This is a genomic window from Stenotrophomonas sp. Steno-C18, assembly GCF_056393195.1.
The window spans coordinates 75,736-89,342 of sequence record NZ_JBWJOX010000008.1 but is presented as its reverse complement, the minus strand read 5'-3'; the positions used below and the strand labels follow the sequence as shown (position 1 = coordinate 89,342).

12 protein-coding genes are annotated in these 13,607 nt (G+C 68.3%); 8 read left to right on the top strand and 4 right to left on the bottom strand.

What is annotated here, in order from left to right; all coding sequences use genetic code 11:
- Positions 1 to 232 precede the first annotated feature (232 nt).
- From AC06FE_RS15755 to AC06FE_RS15745, 3 genes are read left to right on the top strand one after another with little or no spacing between them, the layout of a single operon-like run.
- On the top strand, positions 233 to 1,219 hold the full coding sequence (locus AC06FE_RS15755; RefSeq protein WP_478073573.1) for a hypothetical protein: 987 nt from the start codon (positions 233 to 235) through the stop codon (positions 1,217 to 1,219).
- The gene (gene plsB, locus AC06FE_RS15750) at positions 1,219 to 3,849 is read left to right on the top strand and encodes a glycerol-3-phosphate 1-O-acyltransferase PlsB (RefSeq protein WP_478073572.1); all 2,631 of its coding nucleotides are present in this window, start codon (positions 1,219 to 1,221) and stop codon (positions 3,847 to 3,849) included. Before AC06FE_RS15755 ends, plsB begins: the two co-directional genes overlap by 1 nt.
- Before the next feature lie 51 nt (positions 3,850 to 3,900).
- Positions 3,901 to 4,752: a BRO family protein gene (locus AC06FE_RS15745; protein ID WP_478073571.1), complete on the top strand. Its 852-nt coding sequence runs from the start codon at positions 3,901 to 3,903 to the stop codon at positions 4,750 to 4,752.
- A gap of 295 nt (positions 4,753 to 5,047) precedes the next feature.
- Here the strand turns inward: AC06FE_RS15745 and AC06FE_RS15740 are convergent, their stop codons facing one another.
- A complete protein-coding gene (locus AC06FE_RS15740) occupies positions 5,048 to 5,251 on the bottom strand; it encodes a YdcH family protein (protein WP_192287156.1) in 204 nt (67 codons plus the stop codon).
- Positions 5,252 to 5,320: 69 nt separating this feature from the next.
- On the opposite strand from AC06FE_RS15740, the gene ttcA reads away from it, so the two are divergent.
- From ttcA to AC06FE_RS15725, 3 genes are all read left to right on the top strand, one after another.
- Positions 5,321 to 6,226 carry a tRNA 2-thiocytidine(32) synthetase TtcA gene (ttcA, locus tag AC06FE_RS15735; RefSeq protein ID WP_478073570.1) on the top strand — a complete coding sequence of 302 codons (906 nt, stop codon included), beginning with the start codon at positions 5,321 to 5,323 and terminating at the stop codon, positions 6,224 to 6,226.
- A 92-nt stretch (positions 6,227 to 6,318) separates the two neighbouring features.
- Positions 6,319 to 7,227, top strand: a complete 909-nt coding sequence (locus tag AC06FE_RS15730; protein WP_192287154.1) for a recombination-associated protein RdgC — start codon at positions 6,319 to 6,321, stop codon at positions 7,225 to 7,227.
- 54 nt (positions 7,228 to 7,281) lie between these two features.
- Positions 7,282 to 8,076: a YgjP family zinc-dependent metalloprotease gene (locus tag AC06FE_RS15725; protein ID WP_323438734.1), complete on the top strand. Its 795-nt coding sequence runs from the start codon at positions 7,282 to 7,284 to the stop codon at positions 8,074 to 8,076.
- 208 nt (positions 8,077 to 8,284) lie between these two features.
- On the opposite strand, the gene AC06FE_RS15720 is transcribed toward AC06FE_RS15725, so the two are convergent.
- The 3 genes from AC06FE_RS15720 to hemH all read right to left on the bottom strand — a co-directional run bounded on the left by AC06FE_RS15720 (position 8,285) and on the right by hemH (position 12,212).
- Entirely contained in the window at positions 8,285 to 10,099 is a 1,815-nt protein-coding gene (locus tag AC06FE_RS15720; protein ID WP_478073569.1) for a methyl-accepting chemotaxis protein, read from the bottom strand.
- Positions 10,100 to 10,389: 290 nt separating this feature from the next.
- Positions 10,390 to 11,253: an alpha/beta fold hydrolase gene (locus tag AC06FE_RS15715; protein WP_478073568.1), complete on the bottom strand. Its 864-nt coding sequence runs from the start codon at positions 11,251 to 11,253 to the stop codon at positions 10,390 to 10,392.
- Complete coding sequence (gene hemH / locus AC06FE_RS15710) at positions 11,250 to 12,212, bottom strand: ferrochelatase (RefSeq protein WP_132863995.1); 963 nt, start codon at positions 12,210 to 12,212, stop codon at positions 11,250 to 11,252. The genes AC06FE_RS15715 and hemH overlap by 4 nt, the downstream gene beginning before the upstream one ends.
- Positions 12,213 to 12,401: 189 nt before the next feature.
- Between hemH and AC06FE_RS15705 the strand changes: the two genes are divergently transcribed.
- Positions 12,402 to 13,301: a lipid-binding SYLF domain-containing protein gene (locus AC06FE_RS15705; protein ID WP_132863993.1), complete on the top strand. Its 900-nt coding sequence runs from the start codon at positions 12,402 to 12,404 to the stop codon at positions 13,299 to 13,301.
- Positions 13,302 to 13,374: 73 nt separating this feature from the next.
- A complete protein-coding gene (tatA, locus tag AC06FE_RS15700) occupies positions 13,375 to 13,602 on the top strand; it encodes a Sec-independent protein translocase subunit TatA (RefSeq protein WP_132863992.1) in 228 nt (75 codons plus the stop codon).
- The last annotated feature ends 5 nt before the right edge of the window (positions 13,603 to 13,607 follow it).

Below are 13,607 nucleotides of genomic sequence, written 5' to 3'. Positions count from 1 at the left end.
CGGCCTCTTTTTTTATGTGCGTTTTCCAGCGGCGATGCACCGTGCAAGGGCGCCGCTTCGCCCCCGCCTTTGCCGAAGGCACGGGGAGAGCCGGGGAGGGGAGGCTTCTGCCATCAGCGGCACCCCGCCTCCGCTCCAGCCCCATCCGCCCAGCCGTGACGGCCGTGCTTGCCGCTGTCACCGGGCAGGCTTCAAGATCAGCCCGCTCACGGGGGAGAGGACCAACGACGCCATGCAACGCCGTTCTTTACGTACCTGCCAGCAGCTCGCGTTCCTGTCCGTCTGCGCGGTGGCGCTGCTGGGGGCTGCCTGCAAGCGCGACAGCGCGCCGCTGCCCGGTGCGGCCACCGAGCCGGCGGCCACCGTGCGCCAGCTCGCCCAGTACCTGCATGACAACGACCTGCCCGGCTATGCCAGGGCCTCGGTCACCCCGGCCCAGTACGCCGCGCTGGAAACCGCCTGGGCGCAGGGGCACAGCCGTTGGCCACTGACCGACCTGCCGCTGGACGAGAAGCTGCCCGACCTGCTCGGGGCGCTGTCCGAACCCGGTGCCGAGCAGAAGCTGCAGCGCGCCTTCCGCGCGCAGTTCGAGGGCCAGGCCGCCAGCGTCCGCCAGGCCGCGCATTCACTGGGCCTGTTCGGGGTGCAGTACATCACCCACCAGGGCGACTACACCCCGGCCGAGCGGGATCACTACGTGCAGCTGGTCAACGTGCTCAGCGGCTGGGCGCAATCGGCACCGCTGTCCGATGCCAAGCTGGCGCGGACCAACATCGGCACGCTGACCACCGCCGCGCGCGCCACCGGGCTGGGCAGCGCGCAAGCCTTCCAGGACGCCGGCATGAGCGGCAGCCTGCAGCGGCTGGTGCCGTTCGCGGCGGCGCTCAAGCAGGTGCTGGCCAGCTACGGCCTGGCCCTGGACGAAAGCGTGGCGCAGATGCGCACCGGCCTGGTCTCGCAGGACGGCGACAACGCGCTGGTCCGCGTGCAGTACCCGCTGGCCGGCAAGGACGTGGACCTGCAGGTCGCGCTGGTGCGCCGCGACGGGCATTGGTACCTGGCCCGTACCGTGGCCGAAGCCGACCAGGTGATCGCCGCGGCCCAGGCCGCCGAACAGGCCCGGGTGGAAGCCGCACAGGCCGCCGCGACCGCAGCGGACCCGGCCACGGCGCCGGGCAGCGATCGGCCAGACACCGCCAAAACGGCGGCTAAGCCATAATGGTCCAGATGTCGAAACAGAAATCCCAACCCGAACAGGGCGACCTGCTTCCGCCGGACGATGCCCACGCGGCGCCGCCCGCCCCGCCTGCCGCCATCGTGCCGGGCACCCCCAGCCGTGCCGTGCCCGCCCGGCCCGCCGGCCGTCGCCCGCTCTGGGCGCGCCTGCTGGGCAAGCTGGTCGAGCCCTGGCTGGGCCTGAAGATCGAGCCCGAACAGGCCGGCGAGTACGACGACGGCCGCCCGGTGGTCTACGTGCTGGAGGACTACGGCCTGTCCAACGCGCTGATCCTGGACAAGGCCTGCCGCGACGCCGGCCTGCCTTCGCCGCTGGTGCCGCTGGCCGGTGACCTGCTCGGCCGCAAGCGTGCCTACGTGGCGCTGTCGCGGCGTTCCAGCAACAACGCGCTGATCCCCGAGCAGCGCGGTGCCAAGACCCACTCCGATTCGCTGGCCAAGCTGCTGCAGGCGCACCGCGCCAACCCGGCGCTGGACGTGCACCTGGTGCCGGTGTCGATCTTCGTCGGCCGCGCGCCGGACAAGCAGAGCGGCTGGTTCGCGGTGCTGTTCTCGGAAAACTGGGCGCTGGTCGGCCGCTTCCGCCGCCTGCTGGCGGTGCTGCTGAACGGCCGCGACACCATCGTCCGCTTCGCCCCGCCGGTGTCGCTGCGCGAAACCGTGGACGAAGGGCTGGAGCCCGAGCGCACCGTGCGCAAGCTGCAGCGCGTGCTGCGCACGCACTTCCGCCGCATCCGTGAATCGATCATCGGCCCGGACCTGTCCACCCGCCGGCTGCTGGTGGACAAGGTGCTGGCCGCCGACCCGGTGCGCGAAGCCATCGCCGCCCAGGCCAAGCGCGACAACTCCAAGACCACCGACGCCTGGAAGAAGGCACAGGGCTACGCCTGGGAGATCGCCGCCGACTACTCCACCCCGGTGGTGCGTTCGGCCAGCTTCATGCTCAGCCACGTGTGGAACCGCATCTACGCCGGCGTGCTGGTGCACCACCTGGACAAATTCAAGGAAGCCGCGCCCGGGCACGAGATCGTCTACGTGCCCAGCCACCGCAGCCACATGGACTACCTGCTGCTGAGCTACCTGCTGTACGACCGCGGCATCGTGCCGCCGCACATCGTGGCCGGCATCAACCTCAACCTGCCGGTGGTCGGCACGCTGCTGCGCAAGGGCGGCGCGTTCTTCATCCGCCGCTCGATCAAGGGCAACGCGCTGTACTCGGCCGTGCTCAGCGAATACGTCGCCCAGCTGGTGGCCGGCGGCTATTCGATCGAGTACTTCGTCGAGGGCGGGCGCTCGCGTACCGGCCGCCTGCTGCAACCCAAGGGCGGCATGATCTCGATGACGCTGCGTGCCTTCCTGCGCCAGCCGCGCAAGCCGGTGCTGTTCCAGCCCATCTACATCGGCTATGAAAAGCTGATGGAGGGCGGCAGCTACCTGGACGAGCTGTCCGGCCGGCCGAAGGAGAAGGAATCGATCTGGGCGCTGCTGTGGGGCATCCCCAAGGTGCTCAAGCAGAACTTCGGCCAGGTGGTGGTGAACTTCGGCGAGCCGATCGCGCTGAACGACGTGCTGGCGCAGAAGGCACCGGACTGGAACGGCCAGCCGGTCGGCGAGGACGAGAAGCCGAGCTGGCTGTCCAGCGCGGTCGATACCCTGGCCGAACAGATCCAGGTGCGCATCAACGGCGCGGCCGACGTCAACCCGATCAACCTGCTGGCGCTGGCGCTGCTGTCCACGCCCAAGCACGCGATGGGCGAGGCCGACCTGATCGCGCAGATCGAGCTGAGCAAGAAGCTGCTGGTCGAGATGCCGTACTCCGACCGGGTCACGGTCACCCCGCACTCGCCCGAGCGCATCATCGCCCATGCCGAGGACATCAATGTCCTCACCCGCATCAAGCACCCGCTGGGCGACGTGCTGAGCGTGAGCGGCGACACCGCGGTGCTGCTGAGCTACTTCCGAAACAACGTGCTGCACCTGTTCACCGCCTCCTCGTGGGTGGCCTGCTGCTTCCAGAACAACCGCCGCATGAGCCGTGGCGGCCTGCTGCGGTTGGGCCGCGGGCTGTATCCGTTCCTGCAGGCCGAGCTGTTCCTGCCGTGGAGCGAGGACGAGTTCGCCGCGCGCATCGACCAGACCATCAGCGTGTTCGTGCGCGAGGGCCTGCTGCAGCACGTGGGCGAGGACGACGGCGGCATGCTGGCGCGCAGCACCGGCCAGACCGACGAGGTGTTCCGCCTGCGTGCGATCGGCCATTCGCTGCAACAGGCGTTCGAGCGTTACTACATCGCCATCGCGGTGCTGGTGAAGAACGGCCCCGGCACGCTCGGCGCCGCCGAGCTGGAGAGCCTGTGCCAGCAGGCCGCGCAGCGCCTGAGCCTGTTGTACGCACCGGCCGCGCCGGAGTTCTTCGACAAGTCGCTGTTCCGTGGCTTCATCCAGAAGATGCGCGAACTGCGCCTGGTGTGGCCGGACGAGAACAGCAAGCTGTTGTTCGACGAGCGCCTGGACGCCTGGGCCAAGGACGCCAAGTTCATCCTCGGCCGCGAGCTGCGCCACACCATCGAACGGGTCAGCCCGGAAGCGGTGAAGCCGGAAGCCCCGGCAGCATAGAAATGAAAAACCTCGAGTTCTGACGAGCAGACACTGGATGTGGATGACGCTATGAATGAGAAAGTGAAGGGATTCGCAAATGCTGTTGAAGGGCTACCCGCGATGGAAGGCGTGGGGGTTCGTCACATATGGCATGACGGACGCTGGTGGTTCGTCGTTGTTGATGTCGTGGCAGCATTGACTGAATCAAGCAACCCAAGCGGATATCTACGTGATCTGCGGCAGCGTGATGAAGTGCTTTCCCGCAGTTGGGAGATCTTGGTCACGCCGTTGCGTGTGGACACGGCTGGTGGCCGGCAGATGTTGAACTGTGCCACGCTCGAAAGTGTGTTGCGCATCGTCCAATCGATTCCTTCGCCACGGGCCGAGCCATTCAAGCTCTGGTTGGCAAAGGTTGGTAATGAGCGCATCGAAGAGAGAGGCGACAACGACTTCACTGCATTGAGTGAAGAGCAGAGGCGGGTTCTGCTGCGTGAGCAGGTAGCAGGGCACAACAAGGATCTAGCTGCCGCTGCCCGCGAAGCGGGTGTGGAAACGCCACTGGAATATGCGGTGTTTCAAGATCATGGTTACAAGGGTCTGTATGGCGGCCTCGGCGCAAAGGACATTCATGCGCGCAAGGGGTTGAAGAAGAGCCAGAAGATTCTTGACCACATGGGCAGCACTGAATTGGCAGCCAACCTGTTTCGTGCCACGCAAGCCGAAGAGAAGCTCAAGCGTGAGCAAGTAAAAGGAAAGGCTGCTGCCAATCGCACGCACCAGCAGGTCGGGGAAACTGTGCGCAGAACCATTCAGGAACTGGGTGGCACCTTGCCGGAGCAGTTGCCAACGCCCGACAAGAGCATCCAGCAGATTCAGAGGGAAGTGCAGCCGAAATTGCCCACGCGGCCGCGCAAAAAGTAACGGAATTCCACCCTGTTTCCCGAATAATCAGTTGGTTGCGTAAAGGGGGGGGGCAAATTGCCCCCCCCCTTTGCATTGCATCTCCACCCAGCTCGGGGAAAGGCGGCGCGTTCGCCGGAGCACCCGCGGCAATCAGCCCAGCGTCTCAACTAAGCGGGAGAGTGGTCGCCACCCAGATTTTGAGCCGAGCTACGCTAAATGCGTCGGCTTGTTCGCCCGCGACAGGCGCCGCTGCAGAAGCTATTCGGCCTGACCGAAGCTGATGGCCGCCGCCAGCGGCTGAACGACGTCAGGCCTACGCCGGCTCGTCCGGGATCAGCATGCTTTCCAGCTTGGTGATGCAGTCCTTGAGCTGCAGCTTGCGCCGCTTCAGCCGTTTGGCCTCCAGCTCGTCGTCCGGGTTGGCGGCAAGGCGGGTGATGCGATCGTCCAGGCCGCGGTGTTCACTCCGCAGTACGGCGATGCGCTGGCTGATCTCGGCGGGCGTCATGGTCTCCACGGGGGCTGAGCATAACCGGTTGCCGTGTCCGGTGAGGAGGGGCGCCGCCGAGCCGGTAGAATGCCGGCAATGAGTGCCGTCATCCCCCTGCCCGATCCCGCCCCGCGTGCCCGCGACCCGCGCCTGGCCGAACGTGAACACCACAAGCTGGCCAAGCGCCTGCGCCGCCAGGTGGGCCAGGCCATCGCCGATTTCGGCATGATCGAGGCCGGCGACAAGGTGATGGTCTGCCTGTCCGGCGGCAAGGACAGCTACACCCTGCTGGACATCCTGCTGCAGCTGCAGAAGAAGGCGCCGGTGCCGTTCGAGCTGGTCGCGGTGAACCTGGACCAGAAGCAGCCGGGCTTTCCCGAGCACGTACTGCCGGAGTACCTGGCAGGCCTCGGCGTGGCGTACCACATCATCGAGCAGGACACCTATTCGGTGGTCAGCCGGGTGATCCCGGAAGGCAAGACCATGTGTTCGCTGTGCTCGCGCATGCGTCGTGGCGCGCTGTACAACTACGCCGAGGCGAACGGCTTCACCAAGATCGCGCTGGGCCACCACCGCGACGACATCGTGGCCACGTTCTTCATGAACCTGTTCCACCATGCCAAGGCCGCCGGCATGCCGCCCAAGCTGCTCAGCGATGACGGCAAGCACGTGGTGATCCGGCCGCTGGCCTACGTGCGCGAAAGCGACATCATCGACTACGCCGTGGCACGGCAGTTCCCGATCATCCCGTGCAACCTGTGCGGCAGCCAGGAGAACCTGCAGCGCAAGCAGGTCGGGCTGATGATGAAACAATGGGAGAAGGACCACCCCGGCCGCATCGAGCAGATCGCGCGCGCGCTGGGCGATGTCCGGCCCTCGCAGCTGGCCGACCCGCGGCTGTTCGACTTCATGGCGCTGGGGCGCCGCGACGAAGCCCCGCTGCCGGACGCGCATGCGTGGCTTGCCGGCGGCGAACAGGGTACGGAGCCCGCGGACCCCTGATCCCCTGATGCCGCGCAGGTCGGGCCTGGTCCGGCCCCGCCGCCGTCTGTTGCATTCCCGTTTTCCCTCTTTCCTTTTCCGGCTTCCAATTCATGTTTTTCAAGAACCTGACGCTGTTCCGCTTCCCCACTTCCATTGATTTCTCCGAAGTCGACACGCTGTTGCCGCACGTGGTGCTCAAGCCGGTCGGCGCGTTGGAAATGACCTCGCGCGGCTTCATCTCGCCGTTCGGCCGCGACGAGAAGAACGTGTTCTCGCACCGCATCGGCGACGCGCTGTGGCTGACCGTCGGTGGCGAGGAGAAGATCCTGCCGAGCGTGGTGGTCAACGACCTGCTGGCCCGCAAGCTGGAGGAAATCGAGGAGAAGGAAGGCCGCAAGCCCGGTGGCCGCGAGCGCAAGCGCATGAAGGACGACCTGCTGCACGAGCTGCTGCCGCGTGCCTTCGTCAAGAGCTCGCGCACCGATGCCTTCCTGGACCTGGAGCACGGCTACGTCGCGGTGGACAGCTCCAGCCGCAAGACCGGCGAGAACGTGATGAGCGACATCCGCGGCATGCTCGGCAGCTTCCCGGCGATGCCGCTGAACGCCGAAGTGGCGCCGCGTTCGATCCTGACCGCGTGGATCGCCGGCGAGCCGCTGCCCGAGGGCCTGAGCCTGGGCGAAGAGTGCGAGATGAAGGACCCGGTGGAGGGGGGCGCGGTGGTCAAGTGCCAGCACCAGGAACTGCGCTGCGACGAGATCGACAAGCACCTGGACGCCGGCAAGCAGGTCACCAAGCTGGCGCTGGTGTTCGAGGACAACCTGTCCTTCGTGCTCGGCGACGACCTGATCGTGCGCAAGCTTAAGTTCCTGGACGGTGCGCTGGACCAGCTCGAGCACATCGACGAGGACGGCCGCCGGGCCGAGCTGGATGCGCGCTTCGCGCTGCAGAGCGGTGAAATCCGCCGCCTGTTCCTGCTGCTGGAAAAGGCGTTCAAGCTGAGCAAGGCCGACAGCTGAACCGGAACCGGCGTCGTCCCGGCGCGGTAACCCGGCCGGGTCTATGCTGTCGCCATGGCCCGCCTGCTTCGCCGTCTGATCGCCCCCACCGCGCCGGGTATCCAGCGCGACACGGTGCGCCTGCGCCTGGATGACGCGGCCGAGATCGAGGTGCTGCGCGTGCGCGACCCGCGTGCGCGCCGGCTCAAGCTCAGCGTGGATGAACGTGGCGCGCGCTTGACCTTGCCCACGCGCGCGAGCCTGGTCTCCGGCGAGCGTTTCCTGCAGGCCAACCGGCAATGGCTGCAGCAGCAGTTGGCGCGTTTCAGCGACGATGGCCTGCTGGCGCCGCCGCTGTTGCTGCGCGAGCCCGGCGTGCTGCCGCTGCGTGGTGCATTGCTGCCGGTGCATTGGGAAGACGGGCGCTTCACCCGCATCGAAGTGGACGAGGCCGGGGCGCATATCCAGCTGTCCGCGCGTGCCGGGGAAGCGGCCTTGCGTCGTGCATTGCGCGAGTTCTACGAAGCCCAGACCCGCGCCGACGTCGGCCAGTGGCTGCCGAAGTACCTGCCGGGGCTGGCGCGCGCGCCGGCACGGCTGCGGCTGAAGGTGATGTCCTCGCAATGGGGCTCGCTGGCGCCGGACGGTTCGATGGCGCTGGACCTGGCGCTGGTGCTGGGCCGGCCCTCGGCCTTCGAGTACGTGCTGGTGCACGAGCTCTGCCACCTGCTGCAGGCCAACCACTCGCCGGCGTTCTGGGCCGAGGTCCAGGCGCGCTTCCCGCACTGGGAGCAGGAGCGCGACTACCTGCGGCTGGAAGGGCGGCGCTTGAAGGGCACGTTGCACCAGTTGTTGCAGGTACGGGCGTAGGGGCGAAGGGCTTACCCCTCCCCAACCCTCCCCTGCTGCGCAAGGGAGGGGGTAGAAGCAACATGGCTGCCATCTGTCACATCGCGTGGACCGCCCCCTCCCGTGCGCAGCAGGGGAGGGTTGGGGAGGGGTGCTTTGGGGGCTTTCCCGATAAACCCCGGGAGCCCGTACGCCCTCCCGGCTCCCACGCTTCGTACCGGCGCGTGGGTCAGGCAATACGCCGCTGCGGGGACCGCCCGCGCACCTCGCCGGCACCCGCATAACGGAACACCGACACCGCGCCGGCCAATGCCTCGGCCTGCTGCTCCATCGAACGCGCCGCCGCGCTGGCTTCCTCCACCAGCGCCGCATTCTGCTGGGTGGTCTCGTCCATCTGGGTCACGGTGTGGTTGACCTGCTCGATGCCCACGCTCTGCTCCTGCGATGCGGCGGCGATGCGCGCCATCAGGTCGGTGACCTCCTTCACCGCGGTGACGATCTCGTCCATCGTGCTGCCGGCCTGGGTGACCAGGCGGGCGCCGTCGTCCACCTTGCCCATCGAATCCTCGATCAAACCCTTGATCTCGCGCGCGGCGGTGGCCGAGCGCTGTGCCAGCGAGCGCACCTCCGAAGCGACCACGGCGAAACCACGGCCCTGGTCGCCGGCGCGCGCCGCTTCCACCGCGGCGTTCAGCGCCAGGATGTTGGTCTGGAAGGCAATGCCGTCGATCACCGAGATGATCTCGGCGATCCGGTGCGAAGCCTGCTCGATGGCCTGCATGGTGCTGACCACCTGGCCGACCACCTGCCCGCCGCGCTCGGCCACGCCGGCCGCGCCGATTGCCAGCCGGTTGGCATCGCGTGCGGATTCGGCGTTCTCGCGCACGGTCGAGGTCAGCTCCTCCATCGAGGCGGCGGTTTCCTCCAGACTGGCCGCCTGTTGCTCGGTGCGCCGGGACAGGTCGTCGTTGCCGCTGGCGATCTCGCCGGCGGCGACGGTGATGGCCTGCGAGCAGTGCTTGATCTGGTCGATGATCACCGCCAGCCGCTCGGCGGTCAGGTTGGCATCGTTCTTCATCGCCTCGAAGTCACCGGCATGTTCGCCGGTGATGCGGTGGTCCAGGTCGCCGTCGGCCAGGGCGGCCAGCATCGCGCGGACCTGGCCGGTGGTGCCGGCCAGCGTGTCGAGCAGTTGGTTGATGCCCAGCGTCAGGGTCTGGATGAAGCCGGCCTCGGCCACCGGCTGCAGGCGCTTGCCCAGGTCGCCGGCATTGGCCGCGGCGACGATGCCGGCCACGCTGTTCTCCAGCTGCAGCTCCTGGGTGCGGTCGTGCCATTCCACCGCGAAGCCGCTGCGGCTGCCGTCGGCGTTGAACACCGGCGTCACCACCTGGCTGAAATGCACGCCGCCGATCTGGATGCGGCCGTTGTGGGGCTGGCGCAGCTGGTCGAGGATGCCGCGGATGCGCGCCGGGTTGGCGTGGAAGCGGTGGATGCTGCTGCCTATCAGCGTGTCCACGTCGAAATCCGGGAAGGCCTTGCGCAGGGTGTCCTGCTGGTTGCGCAGCAGCGCCACGACCGAGCGGTTCACGTAGCGGATGATGTGGTCGTTGTCGGCGATCATCATGCCGGTGCGCGAGGTGTCCAGCGACGCGCGGATCTGCGCGTTCTCCTGGTGCATGGCCTGCTCCTGCTGCCAGCGCTGCTGCACGCGTGCCTGCAGCGCCGCCACGCTGGCGGCCAGCGTGCGTGTGGTGCCAATGCCAATGCCAGTGCCGTCGCCGGCAACCGCATCCAGCTGCGCGCGCAGGCTGGCCGGTGTATCGCCCAGGGCCCGCAGCGGGCGCAGCAACGTGACCGTCAGCAACGGCAACCCGCACAGACAGAGCACCAGCAGCAGCCATTGCCGCGACCACGCCGCGATCGCGACGATGGCCACGCACAGGACCAGCGCCGCCAACAGCGTGCCGCGCTGGCCTGCCCAGGCCAGCTGCAGTGCGGACGGATCGGGGGGCTGGGCGACGGGGTGGGGACGTGGATGCATGGCAACTCCGGGTCAGGCAATCGGGGGAAGGACGACGGGAAGGACGATCACAGCGGCCGTTGCCGGCCCGCACGCGCAGGCGCGCGGCCGGCGTGGCCGGCAGCGGTGCGGGAGGATCCGGCCCGGGAACAGGGGGCCGCGGCGGGAAAGGCGGGAAAGCATGCTGCGATCGGACGCGCAGGGCCCATCGCGGGCCTGCGTTACTTCATTCCCTGTAACGGTCGTAACCCCGTTAGCGGCGGCGCCACGGGCCTCTGAACCAGACCAAGGCCGTATTGCGGTGCCGGGATTCAGCTGGCGTCGGGCAAACCGGCGATGAAGCGCTCGATGATCGCCGCCACCGCGGCCGGCTGGTCCATGTGCACGTGGTGGTGGCCGGGCAGGGTGTGCAGGCGGCCGTCGGGCAACAGCGCGGCGCGCTGGCTGCGCTGCGGTTCGGGGAAGTAGTCCTGCGCCGGCGTGGCATAGATCACCTGCACCGGGCAGCCGATGGCGCTGACCACGTCCCGCACCTGGTCCTCGGTCATGCGCACGGCGGTGGGCAGCATCAGGCGCGGGTCGCTGCGCCAGCTCCAGCCGCCATCGACCGGCTTGACCCCGCGCTCGACCAGCAGCCGCGCCGAGGTCTCGCTGAGCTGGTTGACCATCATCCGCGCCCGCACCGGCGTGGCCAGGTCGGGGAACACGCGCAGCTGCTTGTCATCGAGCCTGGACGCGGCGGTGACGAAGGTGCGCAGGCGCTGCACGGTCTCGGTGGCCGGCGCGGCCAACCCGCCCAGTGCCTCGATCGATACCAGCGCCTGCACGCGCTCACCGGCCACCGCCGCGACCAGGCTGGCGATGGCCGCGCCCATCGAGTGGCCGAGCAGCACGCAACGGTCCCAGCCCAACGCATCGGCGATGGCCAGGGTGTGCACGATGGCCTGCGGCGTGGTGTACGGCGTGGTCAGCGGCAGGTGCTCGCTGAAGCCGTGGCCGGGCAGGTCGACCATCACCAGGTCCAGCGTCGGCAGGTGGGCGGCCAGGGGCAGGAAGCTGGCGGCGTTGTCGAGCCAGCCATGCAGGGCCAGCACCTTCAGCCCGCCCGGGGGGCCGCTGCGCAGGCCGGCCAGGCGTTGCCCGTCGACCCGCAGTTCGAACGCGGTGGCACTCATGCCGTCTGCGCCGTGGCCAGTGCCGCCAGGGCACGGGCATGGGCGGCACTGTCGTTGAGGCAGGGGATGTAGCGCATGGTCGCGCCGCGTTCGGCCAGGGTGGCGGTGAAGCCGAGCGCGACTTCCTCCAGCGTTTCCAGGCAGTCGGTGGCGAAGCCCGGGCAGACCACATCGATCTGGCGGACGCCGCGCTCGGCCATGGCCCACAGGGTGGGCTCGGCATACGGCTGCAGCCAGCGTTCGCGGCCGAAGCGTGACTGGTAGGCCAGCGTCCAGGCCTCGTCGGACAGGCCCAGCGCTGCGGCGATGGCACGGGCGCTGGCTTCGCAGCGCTGCGGGTAGGGGTCGCCGGCGTCGGCCAGGCGCTGCGGGATGCCGTGGAAGGAGAACACCAGCTTTTCGGCGCGGCCGTGCTGCTGCCAGTAGGCGGTGATGGACGCGGCCACGGCGGCGACCCATTGCGGGTCTTCGGCGTAGTCGCGGACCAGCTGCACCTTCACCTTCGGGTGGCGCTGCTGCCACTGCAGCACCACGTCCTCGACCGAGGCGGTGGTGGTGGTGGAGTACTGCGGGTACAGCGGCAGAACCACGATGCGGCGCGCGCCTTCGGCGGCCAGCGCATCCAGTGCCGGACGCAGCGCCGGGTTGCCGTAGCGCATCGCATCGCGCACGCGCCAGTCCGGCAGCAGCTGCTGGATGCCCTGCGCCAAACGGCGGGTATGCACGGCCAGCGGCGAACCTTCCGGCAGCCATACCTGCGCGTACTTATGCGCCGAACGGCCCCCGCGCAGCGGCAGGATCAGGCCATGCAGCAGCGGCTTCCACAGCAAGGGGGGAATGGACACCACGCGCCGGTCACCGAGGAACTCGGCCAGGTAACGGCGCACCGCCGGCGCGGTAGGGGTGTCGGGCGTGCCTAGGTTGACCGCGAGCAACGCGGTGGTGGGGGCGTTGGACATCCGGGTATTTTCGCAGGTCTTGGGCGGTTGGGGACGACGCGTGGTGGCCGGGGAGGGTTGGGAGGGGGAAGCCATGGCGCCGGCTTGCACGCACCCGCCACAGGCTTCCGCTCACCACCGATTCATCCCGCCGCGCCTAATTTCAGGCACTTGCGTTATCTTTCTGTGCACCGACCTACGGAGTTCACCATGCGCCGCCTGCCGTGCCTCGCCCTGTTGCTGTCCGCCAGCCTCCTGTCCGCCAACGCCGTTGCCGGCCCACAGGAAGACCAGCGCGCACGCAATGCCGTGCGCGTGCTCAGTGAAATCCAGGACATCCCCGAACAGGCGATCCCGGACAAGCTGCTCGACGAAGGTCGCGCGATCATCGTCATCCCTGACACGATCAAGGCCGGCCTGGTGCTGGGTGGCCGTCGTGGCCACGGCCTGATGTCGGTCAAGACGCCCGATGGCAGCTGGTCCAACCCGGTGTTCATCAAGCTCACCGGCGGCAGCATCGGCTTCCAGGCCGGCGTGCAGTCCTCCGACGTGATCCTGGTGTTCCGCAATGACCGCAGCCTGGACAACATCGTCAACGGCAAGTTCACCCTCGGCGCCGACGCCGGCGTGGCCGCCGGCCCGGTCGGCCGCAATGCCGCCGCCGCCACCGATGGCCAGCTCAAGGCCGAGATCTGGTCGTGGTCGCGCGCGCGCGGCCTGTTCGCGGGCGTGGCGCTGGATGGCGCGGCGCTGCAGATCGACGATGCCGCCAACCTCGATGCCTACGGGCAGGGCACCACCCCGCGCATGATCATCGAAGGCCGCCTGGCCAGCGCGCCGTCCAGCGACGTGGTCGCCTTCCGCGACCGGCTGGAGGAATCCACCTATGCCGCCCGTGAAAAGCGCGGCACCCAGGGCACGGTGGCACCGGTGGCGTCCACCGCGCCGCGCGCCGATGCGGTCAGCGTGCCTGCACCGGTCGCAGCGGGCAGCGATACCGCCACCACTGCCCCGATCCAGCCGGCGCCGGCTCAAACCGCACCGCAGCAGGGTTTCCAGCCGGTGAATGAGGGCGAGATCCGCACCGAATCGCTGGACGGTGGCAACTGACCTTCGGCATAGCGATCGGGTCATGCCCGGTGCGCTATGCTCAACAACCTTCCACACATAACGCGAGCGGATCATGGGCAGTTTCAGCATCTGGCACTGGTTGGTCGTGCTGGTCATCGTCCTGCTGGTGTTCGGCACCAAGCGGCTGACGAGCGGCGCCAAGGATCTGGGCAGCGCGGTCAAGGAATTCAAGAAAGGCATGCGCGAGGAGGACAAGCCCGCCGCACAGCTGGGCGATGACTCGCGCAAGGCCGAGAAGAGCGCCGAAACGCAGGCCGAGCACGACCGCGAAGCGCGCTGATCCGG

What these genes read in the sequence shown, in the direction of transcription:
- AC06FE_RS15755 (WP_478073573.1), top strand. Translation starts at nt 233, where the DNA reads ATGCAACGCCGTTCTTTACGTACCTGCCAGCAGCTCGCGTTCCTGTCC.
- plsB (WP_478073572.1), top strand. Translation starts at nt 1,219, where the DNA reads ATGGTCCAGATGTCGAAACAGAAATCCCAACCCGAACAGGGCGACCTG.
- AC06FE_RS15745 (WP_478073571.1), top strand. Translation starts at nt 3,901, where the DNA reads ATGAATGAGAAAGTGAAGGGATTCGCAAATGCTGTTGAAGGGCTACCC.
- ttcA (WP_478073570.1), top strand. Translation starts at nt 5,321, where the DNA reads ATGAGTGCCGTCATCCCCCTGCCCGATCCCGCCCCGCGTGCCCGCGAC.
- AC06FE_RS15730 (WP_192287154.1), top strand. Translation starts at nt 6,319, where the DNA reads ATGTTTTTCAAGAACCTGACGCTGTTCCGCTTCCCCACTTCCATTGAT.
- AC06FE_RS15725 (WP_323438734.1), top strand. Translation starts at nt 7,282, where the DNA reads ATGGCCCGCCTGCTTCGCCGTCTGATCGCCCCCACCGCGCCGGGTATC.
- AC06FE_RS15720 (WP_478073569.1), bottom strand. Translation starts at nt 10,099, where the DNA reads ATGCATCCACGTCCCCACCCCGTCGCCCAGCCCCCCGATCCGTCCGCA.
- AC06FE_RS15715 (WP_478073568.1), bottom strand. Translation starts at nt 11,253, where the DNA reads ATGAGTGCCACCGCGTTCGAACTGCGGGTCGACGGGCAACGCCTGGCC.
- hemH (WP_132863995.1), bottom strand. Translation starts at nt 12,212, where the DNA reads ATGTCCAACGCCCCCACCACCGCGTTGCTCGCGGTCAACCTAGGCACG.
- AC06FE_RS15705 (WP_132863993.1), top strand. Translation starts at nt 12,402, where the DNA reads ATGCGCCGCCTGCCGTGCCTCGCCCTGTTGCTGTCCGCCAGCCTCCTG.
- tatA (WP_132863992.1), top strand. Translation starts at nt 13,375, where the DNA reads ATGGGCAGTTTCAGCATCTGGCACTGGTTGGTCGTGCTGGTCATCGTC.